Annotated in this window: 20 protein-coding genes; 16 read left to right on the top strand and 4 right to left on the bottom strand. The window is 39.6% G+C overall.

What is annotated here, in order from left to right:
- Window positions 1–267: 267 nt before the first annotated feature.
- The 6 genes from B6F02_RS01410 to B6F02_RS01385 all read left to right on the top strand — a co-directional run bounded on the left by B6F02_RS01410 (window position 268) and on the right by B6F02_RS01385 (window position 5,534).
- Entirely contained in the window at window positions 268–798 is a 531-nt protein-coding gene (locus tag B6F02_RS01410; protein ID WP_080145613.1) for a GrpB family protein, read from the top strand.
- Between the two features lie 79 nt (window positions 799–877).
- Window positions 878–1,225 (top strand): cupin domain-containing protein, encoded by a 348-nt coding sequence (locus B6F02_RS01405; protein WP_080145612.1) that lies wholly within the window; start codon window positions 878–880, stop codon window positions 1,223–1,225.
- A 487-nt stretch (window positions 1,226–1,712) separates the two neighbouring features.
- Entirely contained in the window at window positions 1,713–2,810 is a 1,098-nt protein-coding gene (locus B6F02_RS01400) for an ABC transporter ATP-binding protein (protein WP_080145708.1), read from the top strand.
- Window positions 2,800–3,621, top strand: coding sequence for an ABC transporter permease (locus B6F02_RS01395; RefSeq protein ID WP_080145611.1), 822 nt, complete (start codon window positions 2,800–2,802; stop codon window positions 3,619–3,621). Before B6F02_RS01400 ends, B6F02_RS01395 begins: the two co-directional genes overlap by 11 nt.
- Window positions 3,618–4,457, top strand: coding sequence for an ABC transporter permease (locus tag B6F02_RS01390; protein ID WP_080145610.1), 840 nt, complete (start codon window positions 3,618–3,620; stop codon window positions 4,455–4,457). Before B6F02_RS01395 ends, B6F02_RS01390 begins: the two co-directional genes overlap by 4 nt.
- Window positions 4,458–5,534: an ABC transporter substrate-binding protein gene (locus B6F02_RS01385; protein WP_080145609.1), complete on the top strand. Its 1,077-nt coding sequence runs from the start codon at window positions 4,458–4,460 to the stop codon at window positions 5,532–5,534.
- 81 nt (window positions 5,535–5,615) lie between these two features.
- On the opposite strand, the gene B6F02_RS01380 is transcribed toward B6F02_RS01385, so the two are convergent.
- Complete coding sequence (locus B6F02_RS01380) at window positions 5,616–6,818, bottom strand: amidohydrolase (RefSeq protein WP_080145608.1); 1,203 nt, start codon at window positions 6,816–6,818, stop codon at window positions 5,616–5,618.
- 215 nt (window positions 6,819–7,033) lie between these two features.
- Between B6F02_RS01380 and B6F02_RS01375 the strand changes: the two genes are divergently transcribed.
- A complete protein-coding gene (locus B6F02_RS01375; RefSeq protein WP_080145607.1) occupies window positions 7,034–8,512 on the top strand; it encodes a hypothetical protein in 1,479 nt (492 codons plus the stop codon).
- Window positions 8,513–8,740: 228 nt separating this feature from the next.
- On the top strand, window positions 8,741–9,421 hold the full coding sequence (gene rpiA / locus B6F02_RS01370; RefSeq protein WP_080145606.1) for a ribose-5-phosphate isomerase RpiA: 681 nt from the start codon (window positions 8,741–8,743) through the stop codon (window positions 9,419–9,421).
- Window positions 9,422–9,468: 47 nt separating this feature from the next.
- Here rpiA and B6F02_RS01365 read toward each other — a convergent pair whose 3' ends face one another.
- Together B6F02_RS01365 and B6F02_RS01360 are read right to left on the bottom strand one after the other, a co-directional pair.
- Window positions 9,469–10,422, bottom strand: coding sequence for an L-threonine 3-dehydrogenase (locus B6F02_RS01365; RefSeq protein ID WP_080145707.1), 954 nt, complete (start codon window positions 10,420–10,422; stop codon window positions 9,469–9,471).
- A 120-nt stretch (window positions 10,423–10,542) separates the two neighbouring features.
- Window positions 10,543–11,733: a glycine C-acetyltransferase gene (locus B6F02_RS01360; protein WP_080145605.1), complete on the bottom strand. Its 1,191-nt coding sequence runs from the start codon at window positions 11,731–11,733 to the stop codon at window positions 10,543–10,545.
- Window positions 11,734–12,075: 342 nt separating this feature from the next.
- Between B6F02_RS01360 and B6F02_RS01355 the strand changes: the two genes are divergently transcribed.
- On the top strand, window positions 12,076–13,740 hold the full coding sequence (locus B6F02_RS01355) for a peptide ABC transporter substrate-binding protein (RefSeq protein ID WP_080145604.1): 1,665 nt from the start codon (window positions 12,076–12,078) through the stop codon (window positions 13,738–13,740).
- A 105-nt stretch (window positions 13,741–13,845) separates the two neighbouring features.
- On the opposite strand, the gene B6F02_RS01350 is transcribed toward B6F02_RS01355, so the two are convergent.
- Window positions 13,846–14,226: a DUF3899 domain-containing protein gene (locus B6F02_RS01350; protein ID WP_080145603.1), complete on the bottom strand. Its 381-nt coding sequence runs from the start codon at window positions 14,224–14,226 to the stop codon at window positions 13,846–13,848.
- Window positions 14,227–14,512: 286 nt separating this feature from the next.
- Between B6F02_RS01350 and opp3b the strand changes: the two genes are divergently transcribed.
- The 7 genes from opp3b to B6F02_RS01315 all read left to right on the top strand — a co-directional run bounded on the left by opp3b (window position 14,513) and on the right by B6F02_RS01315 (window position 21,028).
- A complete protein-coding gene (gene opp3b, locus B6F02_RS01345) occupies window positions 14,513–15,457 on the top strand; it encodes an oligopeptide ABC transporter permease (RefSeq protein ID WP_080145602.1) in 945 nt (314 codons plus the stop codon).
- Between the two features lie 59 nt (window positions 15,458–15,516).
- A complete protein-coding gene (gene opp3C / locus B6F02_RS01340; RefSeq protein WP_306293708.1) occupies window positions 15,517–16,509 on the top strand; it encodes an oligopeptide ABC transporter permease in 993 nt (330 codons plus the stop codon).
- Between the two features lie 14 nt (window positions 16,510–16,523).
- Window positions 16,524–17,582, top strand: a complete 1,059-nt coding sequence (locus B6F02_RS01335; RefSeq protein ID WP_080145600.1) for an ABC transporter ATP-binding protein — start codon at window positions 16,524–16,526, stop codon at window positions 17,580–17,582.
- A complete protein-coding gene (locus B6F02_RS01330) occupies window positions 17,582–18,532 on the top strand; it encodes an ABC transporter ATP-binding protein (RefSeq protein ID WP_080145599.1) in 951 nt (316 codons plus the stop codon). The genes B6F02_RS01335 and B6F02_RS01330 overlap by 1 nt, the downstream gene beginning before the upstream one ends.
- Window positions 18,533–18,915: 383 nt before the next feature.
- Window positions 18,916–19,062 carry a putative holin-like toxin gene (locus tag B6F02_RS01325; RefSeq protein ID WP_080145598.1) on the top strand — a complete coding sequence of 49 codons (147 nt, stop codon included), beginning with the start codon at window positions 18,916–18,918 and terminating at the stop codon, window positions 19,060–19,062.
- Between the two features lie 577 nt (window positions 19,063–19,639).
- Window positions 19,640–20,206, top strand: coding sequence for a LemA family protein (locus B6F02_RS01320; protein WP_080145597.1), 567 nt, complete (start codon window positions 19,640–19,642; stop codon window positions 20,204–20,206).
- A 42-nt stretch (window positions 20,207–20,248) separates the two neighbouring features.
- Window positions 20,249–21,028, top strand: coding sequence for a TPM domain-containing protein (locus B6F02_RS01315; RefSeq protein WP_080145596.1), 780 nt, complete (start codon window positions 20,249–20,251; stop codon window positions 21,026–21,028).
- The last annotated feature ends 129 nt before the right edge of the window (window positions 21,029–21,157 follow it).

The following is a 21,157-nucleotide window of genomic DNA, read 5'->3' as shown; positions in this document are numbered from 1 at the left end:
CATGGAAGTACAGCAGATGACAAAAGTATACAAACTCATTATAGGAAAAATACCCGTCGATTAACCTTATCAGATTAATCGACGGGTATTTTGATTACTGTGCATAAATTTTGAGAGTGAAAACAATCTGTGTTCTTATTTCTATAACAATTATACCATATTGCGTCATTCAGTATAAGGCTATTATTTTAAGGGTTTTTCCTATAGCATAACGTTAAAGAAGCGAATTGGATTTTATATTTCATACTACAGGGGAGAAGTGAGAAAATGGATTTAGGTTTAAAACGGAACGAAGTCAGACTGGTTGAATATACGGATGAATGGAACGAAGAATTTATTAGAATAAAAAAGGAACTAGTTAACTATACAGAACTTGATGCTGATCGTATCGAGCATGTCGGAAGTACAGCAATCAGAGGAATGTCCGCAAAGCCTGTCATTGATATATTGATAGGGGTAGACAATTATAGCAAGCTGAATAAGTCATTTTTCAAAGCGCTTCAAAGATCAGGATTCTTACGTCTAAAAGTTGAAAGAGACGGAGAAATCGTGTTGGCTAAGTTTACGGATGAAACATATATGGAAAAAACACATTTTGTGCATTTGGTAAACTATAAAGACGAAATATGGAATCATTTAATTTTTTTTAGAGACTACTTGAATACTCATGCATCTGCAAGAAAGGATTACCTTGAAATAAAAGAAAAATACTTAAGTATGTCATCTAGGGGCATTAACGAGTATACAGACTATAAGGAATCTTTTGTACACGAAATTTTAGAGCAAAAAACAACATAATCAGTAAAATGAAATGAAGTGAGTCATACAATGATATAAAGTCAGCAGAATAAAATAATGAAATAAGGGGAGAAACGCTATGGAAATCCTAAAACTTGATTTAATAGAAGGAAAAGAAATTAAGGAATATCAATCCGATTTTTTCTTGGCGAATGTATTACAGTTAAATGGAAAAACTAATATGGGATTTTTAAAAATAGGTAAAGAAGGAAAAGTAGGGTATCATCAAGCAACAGCATCACAATGGCTCTTGATTTTAGAAGGTACAGGAATCGTCCGCGGTGAAAAGAACAAAGCAGTTTCTGTTGATGCAGGCGATTTAATTTTCTGGAAGAAAGATGAATGGCATGAAACACAGTCAGAAAAAGGAATGAAGGCGATTGTGATCGAAAGTGAAGATTCGAACTTCCCGGCAGACACTGACTGATTGCAGTTTTCATAGGATAAGAAATATACGATGAGTAACATCAGCAGAAAATAGGATACAAAATGGTGAAAAGCAGTATAAACGATAGAAACAGACGATTTGTAAGGCAATATGAATCCCAGCGATTGCATGGGATGCAAGATTCTCTGGTCGTTTTTATGAACAATTTGTAGTAAAAAGTATAGAAAGAACTGGGAGATCTTATCATCCAAACAGAACGATCGTCACAAGCTGGCGGTCGTTTTTTAATGCACATGATTTGGGATTGATAGAGGCACTCACTATAATAAAAAACAGATGGTTGACTTGTGACCGGCACGGGTCTAAATTGTTAGAATTATTAATGGAAAGTGATTGATTTTATATATCTTAAAGATATAATTATATAGGTTTAATTGATTTATAATGCAGGTAAGGGGAGTGCTGGAATTTGGCAGAGAACACAATTATTTCGTTTCAGAATATTTACAAACAATATGATGAATCTATGATCTTAAAAGATATTTCTTTTGATTTAGAAAAAGGAAAATTTTATACCCTTTTGGGTCCTTCAGGTTGCGGAAAATCAACCATTTTGAATTTAATCGCAGGATTTACCCAAGCGACCTCCGGTTCCATTGTTTTGGATGGCAAAACCGTCAATACTCTGCCTCCGAATAAACGGAAAGTTAATACTGTGTTTCAGGACTATGCGCTGTTTCCGCACATGAATGTGTATGATAACGTAGCGTATGGATTAAAAATCAAAAAGGCAGCAAAAGATCAAATTAAAGAAAAAGTAATGGATGCATTGCGTGCTGTACGATTATCTGGATTTGAAAAGAGAGAAATTTCTGAAATGTCAGGTGGACAGCGTCAGCGTGTGGCGATTGCAAGAGCATTGGTCAACGAACCGGAAATCCTTCTACTGGATGAGCCGCTTTCTGCACTCGATTTGAAACTGAGAACAGAAATGCAGTACGAATTAAGAGACTTGCAGCAGCGGCTGGGTATTACGTTTATTTTCGTTACTCATGATCAAGAAGAAGCGCTGGCGATGAGTGACGAGATTTTTGTCATGAAAGAAGGCGAAATCGTTCAAAGCGGGACACCGATCGACATTTATGATGAACCGCTGAATAATTATGTGGCTGACTTTATTGGAGAAAGCAATATTGTTAAAGGAACGATGATCAGAGATTACAAAGTAGAGTTTGCCGGAAAAGTATTTGACTGTGTAGACGGCGGAATGAATGAAAACGAAACCGTTGAAGTGGTGATTCGTCCAGAAGATTTGGTGATGACTAGACCTTCTTTAGGCAATATGAAAATCATCGTTCAATCGCAATTATTCAGAGGCGTTCACTATGAGATTATCGGCGAAGATCCTGAAGGAAACGAATGGATGGTGCATACGACCCGCAAAGCAGAAGTCGGTGAAGAAGTCGGGTTGGCATTTGAACCTCGAGACATTCATATCATGCGGATCGGTGAAACCGAAGAAGCCTTTAATACCCGTTTGTCTGAATATGCTGTCGTGAACGGAACGATGGTACAGGAGACGATCGATATGGAAAAAGGAGTGGATCTGAACAATGACATCTAAGCAGAACCGGCTGCTCTTTTTCCCATATTTTATCTGGATCGGTTTATTTGTGCTGATTCCAATCGGTTTGCTGATCTATCAGTCCTTTATTGGAATCGAGGGGACATTTACGCTCGAAAATATCGTAACCTATTTTACATCGGCGACTTATCTGACAATGACACTGCAATCCTTTATTTATGCCTTCTTAATTACAGTCATTACATTGCTGATCAGTTATCCAACGGCTTATTTTTTGACGCAGGCAAAACGCAAGGATTTATGGATGCTGCTGCTGATTTTGCCGACATGGATCAATGTGCTGCTGAAAGCTTATGCGTTTATCGGATTGCTGAGCCAGGATGGCAGTGTGAATGGGTTTTTTGACTGGATAGGTCTTGGTCGTCAGCAGCTGCTGTTTACCAATGCAAGCTTCCTGCTGGTCGCAACCTATATTGAAATACCTTTTATGCTGCTGCCGATTTATAATGCCATAGAAGAAATTGATCCAAACTTGCTGAATGCCAGCCGTGATCTGGGTGCCAGCAGTTGGGAAAGCTTTAAAAATGTTATTTTCCCGCTTTCGCTTTCTGGCGTACGCAGCGGAATCCAAGTCGTGTTCATTCCGTCACTGTCTTTATTCATGCTGACCAGATTGATTGGCGGAAATCGAGTCATTACCTTGGGAACAGCCATTGAGCAGCATTTCTTAGTGACGCAAAACTGGGGAATGGGCTCAACGATTGGAATCGTTCTGATTGTCTTGATGGTACTGACTATGATTCTGACATCAGGCAGAAAAAAAGGTAAGAAAGGAGTGGGCAGATCGTGAAAAAGAAATCCTTTTCTTGGGCAAATCTATATTTGATTCTCATTTTTGTTTTATTGTATACGCCTATTCTTTATTTAATCTTTTATTCGTTCAACGCGGCCGGTACGATGAACGCATTTACTGGTTTTACTGGGGAACATTATCAGGCACTGGCGGATGACACTCGGTTGATTCGCATCGCGCTGGATACCTTTAGAGTAGCGCTGTTATCCTCTTTGTTTGCTACTGTGATCGGAACATTAGGAGCCATCGGTATCTTTTTTGTGAAGCAGAGAAAAACACAGACTACTTTACTTGGGCTCAATAATGTTCTATTGGTTTCGCCGGATGTTATTATTGGTGCAAGTTTCTTGCTCCTTTTTACTATTGCCGGATTCCGCTTAGGATTCTTTTCTGTGTTGTTCTCCCATATCGCTTTTAGTATTCCAATCGTCGTTTTGATGGTACTGCCGAAGCTTGAAGAGATGAATCTCAATATGGTTACAGCAGCAAAAGACTTAGGTGCAAATAACTGGCAGGTACTGAAAAGTATCATTATTCCAAGTATTAAGCCGGGTATTCTGGCAGGATATTTTATGGCATTTACGTATTCGATCGATGACTTTGCGGTTACATTCTTTGTAACGGGGAACGGCTTTGCGACCTTATCTGTGGAGATTTATTCCAGAGCAAGACAAGGAATCAGTCTGGAAATCAATGCTTTGAGTACGATTCTATTTATTTTAGCTCTTGGCTTAGTGAGCGGCTATTATTATGTACAGCAGCAACAGCGGACTCGCAGACGCAAATTGACAGATATTGATCCTACGAATCATCAGAAGGCGGTGTCTCCATAGATGAAACAACTAATTCAGCTCGCAGCAGTGATTTTGGGTGTATCTGGACTTCTATATATCGGCAGCTTGTATGTAGACCGTTCAGAAGGTTCAGCGGGCTCTGATACTTTAAATATCTTCAACTGGGGAGATTATATTGATCCGGCGCTGCTGGAGCAGTTTGAAGAAGAAACCGGATACCGTGTTGTTTATGAAACGTTTGATTCCAATGAAGCGATGTACACGAAAGTGCAGCAAGGCGGAACTGCTTATGATATTGCCATTCCCAGCGAATATATGATTGACAGAATGATCGATGAAGGACTGGTACATAAACTGGATCAGTCCAAAATCGAAGGACTAGATAATATTGATGCAGATTTCCTAGATCTCTCGTTTGATCCAGGCAATCAATATTCTATTCCTTATTTCTGGGGGACTTTAGGCATTATTTATAACGATGAAATGATTGAAGAAGGAGCCATCCAATCTTGGAGCGACCTTTGGAATCCACAGTATAAGGACGACATTATGCTGATCGATGGAGCTAGAGAAATTATGGGAATCGGACTTCAGACATTGGGTTACTCGTTGAATACTCAAGATGACGAAAGGCTGCAGGAAGCTTTTGATTTATTAGAAAGTCTTGCACCGAATGTCAAAGCACTGGTGGCAGATGAGATCAAGATGTATATGATCCAAGGAGAAGCACCGCTTGCCGTAACCTTCTCTGGAGAAGCTGCAGATATGATGTGGGAAAATGAGTCTCTCCATTATATTTTACCTGAAGAAGGATCGAATCTGTGGTTTGACAATATGATCATTCCGGAAACGGCTCAAAATGAAGAAGCTGCTTATGCATTTATCAATTTCATGCTTCGCCCAGAAGTAGCAGCTCAAAACGCTGACTATATCGGTTATAGTACGCCGAATGAGGCAGCTATGGCATTATTGCCTGAAGAAACGATTGAAGATCCGCAGTTCTATCCAACAGAAGAGATGATGGAGAATCTAGAAGTGTACGAAAATCTAGGGTATGAGTACCTTGGAAAGTACAATGATCTCTTTTTGGAATTTAAGATGTTGAGAAGAGAGTAATCTAAACAAAAAGACCTTGCTTCGACAGAACTGTTTCTCTTTTTATAGAGAAGCAGGGACTGTCAAGCAAGGTTTTTTTTGTTAAGTGAGGGTCAACCTAGAGTATTGAACAGCAATATTGACAAACAACTTGATACCCGTCAAAAGGCTGTTTTCATCTATTCCAAATTTAGGATGATGGTGCGGAAAATCGAATCCGAATTCCTCATTTTTGGCTCCGATAAATACATACGTAGACGGAACCAGATTCGAGAATGCTGAAAAGTCTTCTCCCCCCATCGTAGGCGGTAAGGAAATGATTTGATCGGGAAAAGCTGTTTCAGCAATCTCTTGAACGGTCGCTGTCGTTTCTTCGTTATTGATCACGCTGGCATATCCGCGGCGGAAATTAAAAGTATAATCAGCACCATAGCTGTCGCATGTTCCTTTGATGACTCGTTCCATTTCCGTTTCAATCAAATCTCTGACGTTCGGTTCAAATGAACGGACACTTCCTCCCAGCAATACGGTCTCTGGAATAATATTTTTTGCATTAGAATTTCCCGCTTGAAAAACAGTATTTGAAATGATTCCTGATGCCAGTGGATCAACTTTGCGAGAAATAATTGTCTGAAATTTTTCAATGATCTGAGCACCGATGATAATCGGGTCGATCGTTTCATGGGGGGTTGCTGCGTGCCCCCCTTTTCCGTATATTGTGACATCATAGCGATCAGAATTTCCAGTACAGGCTCCTGATTTGATATCGATCAATCCAGTTTCGATATTAGAAAACAAATGATGGCCGTAAATAAAATCAAAATCATCAAATAATCCGGTTGCCACCATTTCTCTAGCACCGCCCGGATGACTTTCTTCCGCATGCTGGAAAATACTGTAGATTTCTCCTTCCAGTTGGTCCGCCTGTTCAGACAAAATTTTGGTTGCGGTCATCAGCATAGCTGTATGTCCATCATGTCCGCAAGCGTGCATAATCCCATCGACTTTTGAGGAAAAGGTCAGCTCTGGTCGTTCTTCTTGTATGGGAAGTGCATCAATATCAGCGCGGAGTCCGATTTTCAGTCCTGGCTTTCCTCCGGTGATTTTAACGAGGACAGAGGTTTTGGTTGGACGGGTTACTTCAACGTGATCTAAAGCACTCATCTCATCGAAAATAAATTGACTCGTTTTATATTCTTGAAAAGATAATTCCGGAAATTCATGCAGTTGTCGGCGATAACCTTTGACCACAGAAATATGCTCTTGAATGAGCTCTTCTAAAGTAGCTGTTCGTTCAGTTTCCATCTAATCACTCCATTAAAAATATTTAATAAACAGTATAGCATTTTTTAATTTAAGATGAAAACTGTTTTTCTTTCTTCCTTGCTGTTCCGTTCGCACTAAATCTCCTTCATTTAAAGTGTTTCGTTAGGGGAGTCGTTCTCATTTTTGCTATTCTAGTCAAAAGAGAACAACAATATAGCAGATAATAATCAGATTACGACTTGAGGAGGCACACGATGATTAAAGTGTTTGACTTTGATCACTTTGAAAACCCATATAGCAAGTTTAAAAGAAAAGAACTGGGTGAGCGATTAGCCCGTGCTCAGCGGCTGGTAAATCACTTAAATATTCCAGTACTGATTCTTGTAGAAGGATGGGAATCATCTGGAAAAGGATATGTTATTAAAGATCTGGTTCGGGAATTGAATCCAAAACAATTTAAAGTCAGTGTATTTGAAAATCCAACGGAAGAAGAAAGAAATCGTCCATTCTTATGGCGTTTTTGGGATAAATTACCGAAGAAGGGCGATATAGCGATTTATGATCGCAGTTTTTACTTCAAGCTGTTCAATGATCCAGCTATAAAAGATCAGGAGCTTGATCAGAATATCAAAGATATCAGTTCAATCGAACAGCAACTGCTTGATGATCAAGCAATTATCATCAAATTGTTTCTGCATCAGAAAGAAAAAACACAGCAAAAACGAATTGATGAACTAAAGGAAGATCCGTACCGGTCTTTTATGATCAGTGAACGAGATGAAGATCAATATAAACAATATGAGAAATATCTAGAGCACTTCGATACGATACTGGATAAATCAGATTTTACGTTCAGCAAATGGCATGTGATCTCTTCAGAAGATAAAAAAGCAGCCTCTGAAAAAGCTTTAGGAATGTCCATTGATTTGATTTATCAAGGCATCGATCGAATCATGGGGATGAAAAACGGCGGATTAAGGAAAGAACTGCGGACGTATGCACCTCAAGAGAAACCGCTGGATCACATAAATCTGAATCTGAAATTGGAAGATGAGGAGTACGATCAATTAAAAGATGAATTACAGCTGGAAGCACAACGACTGGCTTTTCAGCTTTATACGAAAGGGATACCTACAGTATTGGTATTTGAGGGAGTCGATGCAGCCGGAAAAGGCGGAGCTATAGAGCGTCTGACAAGAGAAATGGATCCTAGAGGATATGAAGTGGTTACGACTTCTGCTCCATCATCCTTAGAAAACGCCCATCATTATTTATGGCGATTCTATAAAAACTTTCCGAAAAAAGGCGATATGAAAATATTTGATCGCAGCTGGTATGGAAGGGTCATGGTCGAACGTGTCGAAGGGCTGGCAGAAACCGCTGAATGGGACCGGGCTTATGATGAGATCAATCAGATGGAAAAACATCTGCATAATTTCGGTACGCTAGTATTGAAGTTTTTTATTTATATCGATAAAGATGAACAGCTGGAAAGGTTTAAAGCGCGTGAAACAGAGCCGGACAAAGTATATAAATTGACGGATGAAGATTGGCGCAATCGGAAAAAATGGGATGAATACATTGAAGCAATGAATGAAATGCTTGTCCGCACAAATACAGATTACGCTCCTTGGATTATTGTAGAAGGTCAACAGAAAAAATATGCCAGAATCAAAGTGCTGAAGACGTTTGTTGAAGAAGCTCGCAAAATTCTAGATAAGACAAACGGCTAGATGAGATAGAAAGAGTACTTGCAAAAGTGCTCTTTTTCTTTAAGAAATTACGTGTTTTATACTAAAAAGAATAGTAATCGATAGTCTGAGGTCTTTATAGGATAGTCTGCCGGCAATACACAACAACCCGACAGAAAAACTCAGTAGAAAGCATCGACTTATGGTACAATAGCGGTGGAATGTAAGCGATACATAACGAGATAATGAATATAGAAGGGATTTTTTAGAATGAATCTTAAGCAAATGGTTGGGTACAAAGCGGCAGAATTTGTAAAAGACGGCATGATAGTCGGTTTAGGTACTGGGTCAACGGCTTATTACATGGTGGAAGCAGTCGGAAAACGGGTTAAAGAAGAAGGTCTCCAGATCGTTGGAGTTACGACTTCCTTTAGGACTGCGGATCATGCTAGAGAGTGGGGCATTCCTCTAAAAGATATAGATGACGTTGATCATATTGATGTAACAATCGACGGAGCAGATGAAATTTCCAGTGAATATCAGGGAATCAAAGGCGGCGGTGCTGCTCACTTGTTTGAAAAGGTGGTCGCTAATCTATCGGATCAGATTATCTGGATCGTAGATGAAAGCAAGCTGGTCGAACAGCTAGGTGCTTTTCCCCTGCCAGTAGAAGTGGTTCATTTCGGCGCTGGTCAAGTTTTCCGATTATTTGAAAAATCCGGATACAACCCTTCTTGGAGAAAGGAAGAAGATGGAGAACGTCTGGTGACTGATTCAGGTAATCTGATTATTGATCTGCACATGGGCGTCATTGAAGAACCGAAGAGGTTAGCAACTTGGCTTGATTCAATTACCGGCGTTGTAGAACATGGATTATTCTTGGATTGTGTGGACAGAGTGATCGTAGGGTCGGAACAAGGCCCTGTGGTTGAAGATGTGGATAGAGGATAAATAAATCGGCTGCTTAAAAGGGGTTCTTTTAAGCAGCCGATTTTTGATTATTCAGTTATTTTAACGTTTAATTTTTCCAGCATATCAGCTGTCATTTTTTCCAATGTATAGTTTGGTGAAAATCCCCACTCAGTTTGAGCAGCTGTTGTGTCGATGGCGTTCGGCCATGATTCTGCAATCGTCTGACGAACCGAATCTACTTCAAAAGATAAGTTGAATTCAGGCAGGTGCGCTTGAATGGCTTTTTCAAAGTCTTCAGGACAGACACTCATTGCACTGACGTTAAAAGCATTGCGATGAACCAGCTGCTCAGCAGGAGCTTCCATCAACTGAACAATGGCTTCAACCGCATCCGGCATATACATCATGTCCATATAGGTTCCTTTATCAATAAAAGAAGTGTAAGCTCCAGATTTCAAAGCTTCATAATAAATGTCTACCGCATAATCAGTTGTCCCGCCACCAGGAAGTGCTTCATAGGAAATCAGTCCTGGAAAGCGTACACCTCTCGTGTCGACACCAAATTTTTGATAATAGTAATCGCACAATAATTCACCGCTGACTTTCGTTACGCCGTACATCGTTGTTGGACGCTGTAAAGTGACTTGAGGTGTTTTGTCTTTAGGGGTTTCTGGTCCGAAAGCACCGATCGAGCTGGGGGTAAAAAATTTCAATCCATAAGTACGTGCGACTTCCAGAGCATTGTTCAGACCGCCCATGTTCAATTCCCAAGCCAATTGCGGTTTTGCTTCTGCTACAGCTGAAAGCAAGGCAGCTAAGTGAATGATCGTATCCACTTCATACTTCTGAACCAGTTCCTCTATTAAAGACTGATTGGTCACATCAAGATTTTCAAAAATACCGTCAGTTACAACGGATGAGTGTTCCGGCTTTTGAATATCTGATGCAATGACGTTATCCGTTCCATATGTTTCTCTTAAGCGAGCCGTCAGAGCTGTTCCGATTTGCCCTAAAGCTCCGGTAATCAAAATCTTTTTCAAGGCTTCTTCCTCCGTTTTGAAAAACAGCAGCAAAAAAGCAGTCGACTGGATCAAGTCTTCATGATTGCCTGATCTTAACCCAGTATATTCAACTGCTTTATGCTATCTTGTTTCTTCTTATTAAATAACGTTCAATTCCTTACCGACTTTCTGGTATACTTCCAGCACACGATCTAACTGTGCAGTAGTATGAGCAGCACTCGGCATATTTCTGACTCGACCTGTTCCTTTAGGGACAGTCGGGAAAACGATTGATTTGGCGTAGACGCCTTCTTCTGTCAGACGTTTAGAAAATTTCTGTGTTAATTTTTCATCTCCGATGATACAAGGCGTAATCGGTGTTTCAGATTCTCCGATGTTGAACCCTAAGTCTTTCAAGCCTGCTTTCAAGTAGCGGCCGTTTTCCCATAGACGGTCATGTTCAATGGTTGAAGCAGACATAATATCGATTGCTTCAATACAGGCAGCAGCTGCACCGGGAGTTAAAGACGTTGAGAATAGGAAAGGACGTGCACGAACTTTTAACCAGTCGATCAAGTTTTGAGTTCCGGCAACATATCCACCGACAACACCGACTGCTTTAGAGAGCGTACCCATTTGGAAATCAATTTTATCTTGTAATCCGAAATGTTTAACCGTTCCAGCACCTTTTCCCATTACACCAGAGCCGTGAGCATCATCTACATAAGTAATCAAGTCAAATTCTTCAGCGATTTTAACGATTTCAGGCAGTTTAGCCACATCGCCATCCATTGAAAAAACGCCGTCTGTAATGTACATGACTTTTTCATACTGTCCGCTTTCTGTGGCTTCTTTTGCTTTTGCTCGCAAGTCATCCATATCCTGATGTTTTACACGAATCACTTTTGCACCGGATAAGCGGCATCCGTCAATGATAGAAGCATGATTCAATTCGTCGGAAAGAATCGCATCTTTCTTTGTCATTACAGCTGAAATGGCACCCATATTGCAGTTGAACCCTGACTGGAAGGCAACAGCTGCTTCAGTTTGTTTAAAATCGGCAATTTTTGATTCAAGCTCATCATGGATACTTTGTGTACCATTAATTGTACGGACAGCCCCAGCGCCGACTCCGTATTGATTTGTTGCCAGGTTGGCTTTTTCTTTTAATCGCTCATCATTGGCAAATCCCAGATAGTTGTTGGAAGATAAGTTGATCAATTTTTTCCCATTGATTATAATTTCAGATCCATTAGGTCCCTGAACCGTATCGATCTCATTGTACAGACCGTTTTCTTTCAGTTCGTTTAGATTCTCTTCTAAAAATTGATTCAAAGTAGTACTGGTCATCTAATCGCTCCTTGTCGTTTGAAAAATAGGGTAGTCGCGCAAAAAAATTACTTTTGCGCTTAAAAAACACATGAACATTTACTGATACAGTATAACATGCATGATAATACTAATGAAGTCTCCTCTTACCTATTCAAAGCAGAATCAGTAAATGAAAATAATTTGAAAAGACGGTAAATCTAAGCAAATTCTAAAAGAAACGTGTGATAAACGACTTGAATTTTTACATAAAAGTGTTGTAATTATGATAATGAGGTGATAATATGTTTCGAGTACACTAATAGTAGTGGTTATATAATTTTAGTTATAAACAGTGTTGCAATAATATAGGAGGATTTATGAATGAAGAGTAATAAACTAATGCAAAAAATAGGCATTGCTCTAACAAGTGTTCTATTGCTGTCAGCATGTGGAAACGAATCATCAGGAAACGCAAGTTCCGATGGAGCTCAAGATAAGCAAGTCTTGAAATTGATTGAAACGGCAGAAATTCCGACAATGGATTCAGCAATTACAACAGATGCTTCCAGTTTCAATGTTTTGAATAACGTGAATGAAGGACTTTACCGCCAAGGACCAGAAAACAATCTGGTGTTAGGGATGGCGGCAGAAGAACCTGCTGTCAGCGAAGACGGCATGACTTACACGTTCAATATAAAAGAAGAGGCTGTTTGGTCAAACGGAGATCCGGTTACTGCAAATGATTTTGTCTTTGCATGGCAAAGATTATCAGATCCTGAAACGGCATCTGAATACTCGTATATGATTGATGGCGTGGTTAAAAATGCCTCAGCGATTCTTGTTGGAGATAAAGAACCATCAGAGCTTGGTGCTAAAGCAATCGATGATAAAACATTAGAAGTTCAACTAGAAAAACCCGTCCCTTATTTCAAAGATCTATTGACTCTACCGATGTTCTTACCTCAAAATGAAGCTTATGTAACTGAATTAGGCAGTGATTATGCTTCTAACAGTGATTCACTGCTATATAACGGACCATTTGAATTAACAGAGTGGGACGGAACTGGCTTGAAGTGGACGATGGTTAAAAGCGATTCATACTGGGATGCTGAAACTGTCCAGTTAGACCAAATCGACGTTAACGTAGTAAAAGAAACGTCTACGGCATTGAATTTATATAACGCTGGTGACGTGGATCGCATGAGAATGACAGGTGAGTACGTCACGACTAAACTAGGCGATCCGGAATTGCTGACAGAACCAACATCTTCTGTATTTTTCTTCAAGTTCAATCAGGAACGCAATGGGGAAAAAACGGCTTTAGCAAACGAAAATATCCGTAAAGCAGTTGCCATGTCTTTTGATAAGCAAGGGTTCACGGATACTATTTTACAAAATGGTTCTGTTCCGGCAAATGGATTGGTTCCAGAAGGATTGGCTTTTGGACCGGAATCAAACGAAGATTATCGTGCTGAAAATGGCGATTTGTTATCTTACGCCCCTGAAGAAGCATTAGAGTATTGGGAAGCTGGACTAGAAGAATTGGGAACAGACTCCATTACGCTTGAAATGCTTGGTGACGATACTGAGAACTCTAAGAGATCTCTAGAATACATGCAGGCGCAATTAGAGTCGAATCTTCCAGGATTGACGATCAATCTCAGAAATGTACCATTCAAAGTCCGCTTGGCTTCAAGCAGTGCTCAAGATTATGATATTCAATTATCTGGTTGGGGAGCTGACTATGCAGACCCGATCAACTTCTTGGAAATGTTCCAGTCAGGTAATCCAAATAATCAATCTGGATTCAGCAATGAAGAATATGATGCTTTAATTGAAAGTGCTCAAAGCAATGTGGACGATCTAGATGCACGCTGGCAAGATCTGCTCGAAGCAGAACAACTCTTAATGGAAACTGCAGGTATTGCACCAATTTACCAACGTTCTTATGCAGTTCTTGAAAAACCTTATGTAGAAGGAATCGCAGCTCATTTAACGGGTGCAGACTATTCTTACAAATGGGCATTTATAGATAATGACGAGTAAAGGTTTCCTAAGCGTCAAAAAAAGAGTGGAGCTCCACTCTTTTTTTGAGTATGGGGATTAAGTTCGGGTTAATTTCTCGGTTCAAATCTATAAAGGAGAATGAGACTATTCAAATAGATAAAATCCAATCAAAGAAATGATCGAAATAACCAGCAAGGTACTGCCGCTTTTTATAAAAAATAAGTGAAAGTTTCCAATCTTATCAGAGAGATCTGTCACAGAAACTTCATCATCTTCATCAGGGTCTTCATCCTGTTTTCTTCGAATTCTTTTAGAAGCCTTTCTGAAGCTGAAGTAAAAGAAATCAAAAAATCCAGAACGAAGCGTCAGACTGAACAAACCAATAATCAGCAGAATACCTGCTGGATAAAAAAACAAATTGGATGTGTGGAGAAAAGAAATTTCTTTATACAAAATGAGTTCTAATACGAAGATGAACAGAACTAAAACAAGCGTAATAGAAGGAGTATTAAATTTATTTTGCATCTGAAACGGCTCCTTAATCTTAATAATGTAAATGCTAAAGAACAATGTACACTAAACTATCACAGACTACAATAGAGGCACAAATGAAAATGAGTATAAATAATGACCAATCAGAATAAAGTGATAATGAAATCGGATTATTTTCATTTTACTCTCATATAACTCTTTTCATTGACACACAATTTCAGAAAAAGTTGCAATTGATACGTGCTGAGCCTATTCTAGATATTGTGTAAATTTTATGAAAACAAATAGCGTTGAAAATAAATAACGGAGGTGTTAATTGATGAAAAATTTTATGAGATATTATGGTAAACGTGTTTTATACATGCTGTTGACCTTATTTCTAATTGCATCAATTACGTTCTTCTTGATGAATCTATTACCGGGTACACCTTTTACGAATGAGGATAAATTATCGGAAGCACAATTACTCATCATGCAAGAACAATACGGATTAAATGACCCAGTCATTGTACAGTACTTCAGATATATGGGTGGATTATTGACAGGAAACTTAGGCGTGTCTTTCCAGTTTGATAATACGCCAGTAACAGAACTATTAGCTTCAAGAGTAGGTCCTTCTCTTCAGATAGGATTCCAAGCCGTTATTCTCGGTACATTCTTAGGTATTATCCTAGGGGTTATCGCTGCAATGAAACAAAACTCATGGGCTGATACACTGGCGACTTTTATGGCAATTTTAGGCCGTTCTATTCCTAACTTTGTCTTCGCAGTACTTTTACAGTTGGTTTTTGCTGTTCAACTACAGTGGTTCCCCATTGCATTATGGGACGATGGGTTCAGCTATTCTGTACTGCCGACTATTGCTTTGGCAATCGCACCACTAGCAGATTCTGCCCGATTCATTCGTACAGAAATGGTGGACGTCTTAGGCAGCGACTATATTGAACTAGCACGCGCGAAAGGATTGAGCCGCTGGGCAGTTGCTTTTAAGCACGGGGTTAGAAATGCCTTAATTCCATTGATTACTTTGATTGGACCAATGGCTGTTGCGTTGATGACCGGTTCAATGGTTGTCGAAAGTATTTATGCTATTCCGGGAATCGGAGAGCAGTTTATCAAGTCCATTCAGTCAAATGACTATCCAACAATCATGGGTGTAACATTACTTTATTCAACGATGCTCGTTGTCATCATTCTGATTGTAGATATGCTGTACGGACTGATTGATCCACGTATTCGAATTTCTTCTAAAGGAGGAAAATAAGAATGGAAACCCACAATAATAATCAAATTTTTAATCAAAACACAACGATTTCCTCTGATATGTTTGAACAAGTTAGTGGATCAGCTACAGAAAACAATGAAAAAATTTCAGCACCTTCTTTGAGTTTTATGCAAGATTCATGGAGAAGACTGAAAAAAAATAAAGCAGCTGTAACCAGTTTGTTTATTATTTTACTGATTATGCTGCTGGCACTGTTGGCTCCCGTTATCGCACCACATGATATCGAGACTCAAGTCACTGAACATGCCAACTTGCCACCTAAAGTGCCTGGAATTGAAATACCAGGACTAGATGGAACAGCAGCCACTTCAGGAGACATGAGAATTGACAAATATGCTCAAGTAGAAGCTGGAGACACTTATTATCTGCTTGGTACAGATAGTCTGGGTCGCGACTTGCTTTCTCGTATTCTTTTCGGAACGCGTATTTCCTTATTGATTGCTTTTGCAGCAGCCTTTTTTGATTTAACCATTGGCGTTATTTATGGGCTGGTCTCAGGCTGGAACGGCGGAAGAATCGATAATGTGATGCAGCGTATTCTAGAGATTCTGTCTGGTGTACCCAATTTAGTTGTCGTCATTTTGATGCTTTTAGTGTTCGAACCAGGCATTATCTCTATTATCATTGCTTTAGCGATTACCGGATGGATTCCAATGGCTCGAATTGTTAGGGCGCAAACACTGAAACTGAAGAATCAAGAATTTATATTAGCGGCAAGAACACTGGGAGAATCCTCTTGGAAAATTGCGGTTAAGCATATGATTTCGAATCTATCAGGTGTCATTATTATCCAGACCATGTTCTCAATCCCGGCAGCGATCTTTTTTGAAGCCTTCTTAAGCTTTATTGGTATTGGTATTCCGGCACCTTTAGCTTCATTAGGAACATTGATCAATGATGGATACAAGACCTTTACATTTCTGCCGCACCTTATGTGGTACCCAGCAGGCGTGTTATGTGTCTTGATGATTTCCTTCAACTTTTTAGCTGATGGATTACGCGATGCATTTGATCCGAAAATGAAAGACTAGCGGGGTGACTATGAATGAGTAATATTTTAGAAGTTAAAGACTTAAAGATCACATTCGACACTTACGCAGGTAAAGTGCAAGCCATTCGCGGTGTCAGTTTTGATCTGAAAAAAGGAGAAACACTAGCGATTGTTGGAGAGTCGGGTTCAGGGAAATCTGTAACGACTCGAAGCATTATGCAGCTCCTTTCTCAAAATGCCAACATTGAAGAAGGACAAATCTTATTCGATGGACAAGATTTAGTGAAAACGTCAGAAAAAGAGATGCAGAACATTCGCGGTAAAAAGATTGCCATGATCTTTCAGGATCCAATGACCTCTTTAAATCCGACAATGACCATTGAAAAACAAATAGCAGAGCCCTTGCGCCTGCATCAAAATATGAATAAACAACAAGCAGCAGAAAGAGCTTTAGAATTATTAAAATTAGTAGGGTTGCCAGACGCTGAAAAACGAATGAAACAATACCCTCACCAATTCTCAGGTGGTCAACGCCAGCGTGTCGTGATTGCGATCGCATTAGCTTGCGACCCGGATATTCTGATTGCGGATGAACCGACAACAGCGCTGGATGTTACGATTCAGGCTCAGATTCTTGAATTGATGAAAGAACTTCAACACAAAGTGAATACATCCATCATCTTTATCACCCATGACTTAGGTGTCGTAGCAAATGTAGCGGACCGAGTAGCCGTAATGTATGCAGGTAAATTTGTGGAAGTCGGAACAGTCGATGAAGTGTTCTATAATCCGCAACACCCTTATACTTGGGGCTTGCTGGCATCAATGCCGACTCTGGAAACGAATGGCTCTCTATATGCGATCCCTGGTACACCTCCGGATCTGCTGGATCCACCAAAAGGTGATGCCTTTGCACCAAGAAATGAATATAGAATGAAGATTGATACAGAACACCAGCCGCCGATGTTCAAGGTTTCGGATACACATTACGCAGCAACATGGCTGCTCCATAAGGATGCGCCTGCTATAAATCCGCCTGCTGAAATTATGGCTCGTCAAAAAGTCTATAAAGAAAAATATGCTGCACTTCATACTGAAGGAGGCGCAAAATAATGGCTGATACAAAAGAAAAAATCTTAGAAGTCAGAAACCTAAAACAATATTTCAATGCCGGCACAAAAAATGAAGTTCGTGCAGTTGATAATATTACGTTTGATGTCTATAAAGGAGAAACTTTTGGACTTGTAGGAGAATCAGGATCTGGTAAGTCTACGACTGGTCGTTCAATTATTCGATTGTACGATCCGACTGAAGGAGAGATTGATTTCCAAGGGACACAAGTGCATAATATTTCCAATAAAAAAGATCTGTTAACATTCAGAAGAGATATGCAAATGATCTTCCAAGATCCTTATGCTTCATTGAATCCGAAAATGAAGGTACGAGATATTATTGCAGAAGGTATCGATATTCATGGACTAGCTTCTTCAAAAAAAGAGCGAAATGACCGCGTAATTGAATTGCTTGAATTAGTCGGATTGAATCCTGATCATGCAAGTCGTTATCCGCATGAGTTCTCAGGTGGACAGCGTCAACGTATTGGGATTGCCCGTGCATTAGCGGTTAAACCGAAATTTATTGTGGCAGATGAGCCAATCTCTGCACTCGATGTTTCAATCCAGGCACAAGTTGTCAACTTAATGATGGAATTGCAGGCTTCTCAAGACTTAACTTTCTTGTTTATAGCGCATGACTTATCTATGGTTAAATACATCAGTGATCGTATCGGGGTAATGAATACGGGAAAACTGCTTGAATTAGCTCCAGCTGACGAAGTGTACAATCGTCCGCTGCATCCTTATACAGAAAGCTTGCTGTCTGCAGTGCCGCTTCCGGATCCAGAACACGAACGGAGCCGCAAGCGAACGGTCTATGTTCCAAGAGAATCAAACGGAGAAGAAGAAAAACTTCGTGAGATCGTCCCAGGTCACTTTGTATACTGCCGTGAATCAGACGTTGCTGACTTGAAAAAGAAAAAAGCAGCTTATTACGCAAACGCGTGATTTAGGAAAATACGGTAAGTATTTAAAACCTAATAATAGAAAAAACAACTTTATATCATGATGGAAGTAGTGCTGGTGAGTATTTGCCAGCACTATTTTTGGGTTCTCCGTCAAATGAATTCAAACATGAATAAACTAAGGAGCAAACCTATAGTATAAAGCATTTGAGTCGGTTGCCATAATATAAATGTCCCAATTAGTTAAAATATAAAAAAGAAAAGAAATATTATTAATTTAGAGATTGTAATAAAGTACATTTAAGGGAGAGAATCTATTACTAGGATGTGTTACACTTAAAAGGTAGAAAGTTAAGGCGGTGGCTATCCGGAAGGTGGTGGTGCTTATGGAGATAAGTACTGAAATCTTAGAAAGGAGAAGCCTTTTTGTCAGTAGCTGACGCATTGCAGCTTATGATTGGTTTCGGAAGTCTGTTGATTTCCTTAATTAGTCTTATAGTTGCGCTGATCAAGTTAAAAAACGACAAAAAAAATAACCGTCCTAACTTTGGCAGGTTAACGGTTATTTTTTAACTTAAATTTGCTACCGTCTTAAACGGTTCTACATTAGAGGGCATGTTGCCTGCATGTCCTCTTTTTACGTAATCATTATAGCATAACCATATTTATAATCAAATAGTTAATGTTGGCAGTAGCTCACTCTTATAGTAATTTGGGGGTTCTGTATGAGAAACGAAGTAATTGTTTTTACAGGGAAATTGGATAGTATGACGAGACGCTATGAATCTGGTACGTTCACTTAATGGTTCTGTCCAGCATTCTGCCTCAAGGAAAACACATGTATTAGTGGTAGACAAAATACCTGTTTCTTTCTTTGAGGAAGATAGTCGTTTAAATAAGCTTAAATGATAGGATATTTCCATTAAATAGAATACCATCATTGAGTTAAAATCTAGAGTTATAAAACAATCGTTTTTTATTTTAAATTTAGTTAAATTGTTCCGTTAATATAATCAATAAGGTAAAATAGACATAGAGCGTTAAATGTTTATCAATGAATGCTTCTCACTAAAACTGTTGAATGCATGCAACGGTATCAAGATTTTTTTTATGTAATGATACAAACCACATAACAGAATGGAGTTCAAACATGTCAACAAATAAGAAAATACTCGCAGGGTTAATCGCAGTCATTGTCGTAGCCGTTATTTATTTAGGTGGATCTTATAACAGCCTTGTCCAAGCAGAAAATGAAGTAGATGCTTCATGGGCGCAAGTCGAATCACAATTGCAGCGCCGATATGACTTGATCCCTAATCTTGTCAACTCAGTCCAAGGAGCAATGGATAACGAGCAAGAAATCTTTACAGCCATTGCAGATGCAAGAGCTGGAGTCACATCAGCTGAAACGGTTGAAGAAAGTATTGAGGCGAATCAGCAATTAGATACTGCAGTAAACTCTTTGATGGTCTCTGTAGAAGATTATCCTGAGTTAACTTCAAACGCAAATGTGACAGCTTTAATGGATGAACTGGCAGGAACAGAAAATCGAATTGCGACAGAACGTGGTCGCTTTAATGAAGTCGTCCGTTCATACAATAATAAAGTAGAATCTTTCCCGACATCGATTTTTGCTAACCTGTCAGGTTTCGATGAACGTCCTTATTTTGAAGCAGAAGAAGGCACTGAACAAGCCCCTACTGTAGATTTTGACTAAGGATTAAATCAGCTCATATTCCACGAGAAAGGATCTAATCTATTGAAAAAATTACTTGTATTCAGCGTAAGTGCTTTGCTCTTGTGGCTTATTCCAGTTACGACCGCAGCAGCAGCTTCTCTGCCAGATGCGCCATCTGATTTTTATATTTATGACGAAGCAGATGTAATTGATCCGGACGTAGAAGAACTGATCCTGAACGTTAACCGAAATTACGAAAATACAGAAGAAAAACCACAAGTTGTCGTCGCAACAGTTGAGACCCTAGATGGATTATCCGTAGAAGAATATGCAACTGAACTATTCACTAAATGGGGAATTGGACAAGAGGATACCGATAATGGTGTACTCTTGCTGATTTCTGAAAATGACCGGGAAATCCGGATTGAAGTTGGATATGGTTTAGAAGGGGCAATCACTGATGCCAGCGCCGGCCGTATGATAGATAGTCAGCTAGATGCTCTTGGAACAGATGACTACTCTACAGCTGTTGAAGGGATTTTCACAAGCTTATCACAATCTGTCAATGAGGAATATAGTTATGATCAAGAAGAAATACTTGGATTCGTCCCTGAACCACAAGAATCTTCGGACTCATCATCAGATTTAATTTTTGGAATCATATTTACGCTGATCATCTTGTTCGGAGGTATTTTCTCTGCTAATTCAGGAGGCAGAGGCGGTCGCGGCGGTAGAGGCGGCGGCTTTGGCGGCGGTTATTATGGAGGATACGGCGGAGGTGGATTCTCTGGCGGTGGAAGCAGCGGCTCATCAGGTGGCGGCGGTATGTCCGGCGGCGGTGGAGCATCCAGCGGATTCTAAGATAGCTAAAGTAACTTGATTGTCCTATCATTAAACAGCTTCATAAATATTCTAATTATACTCATCTCTTTCGGGGGATGAGTATTTACTATTTTCCTAGGTCGTTACTTTTCTTATATGATAGCGAAA

Source organism: Marinilactibacillus piezotolerans (genome assembly GCF_900169305.1).
Classification (GTDB): domain Bacteria; phylum Bacillota; class Bacilli; order Lactobacillales; family Carnobacteriaceae_A; genus Marinilactibacillus; species Marinilactibacillus piezotolerans_A.
This window is presented reverse-complemented; position numbering and strand designations above follow the sequence as displayed.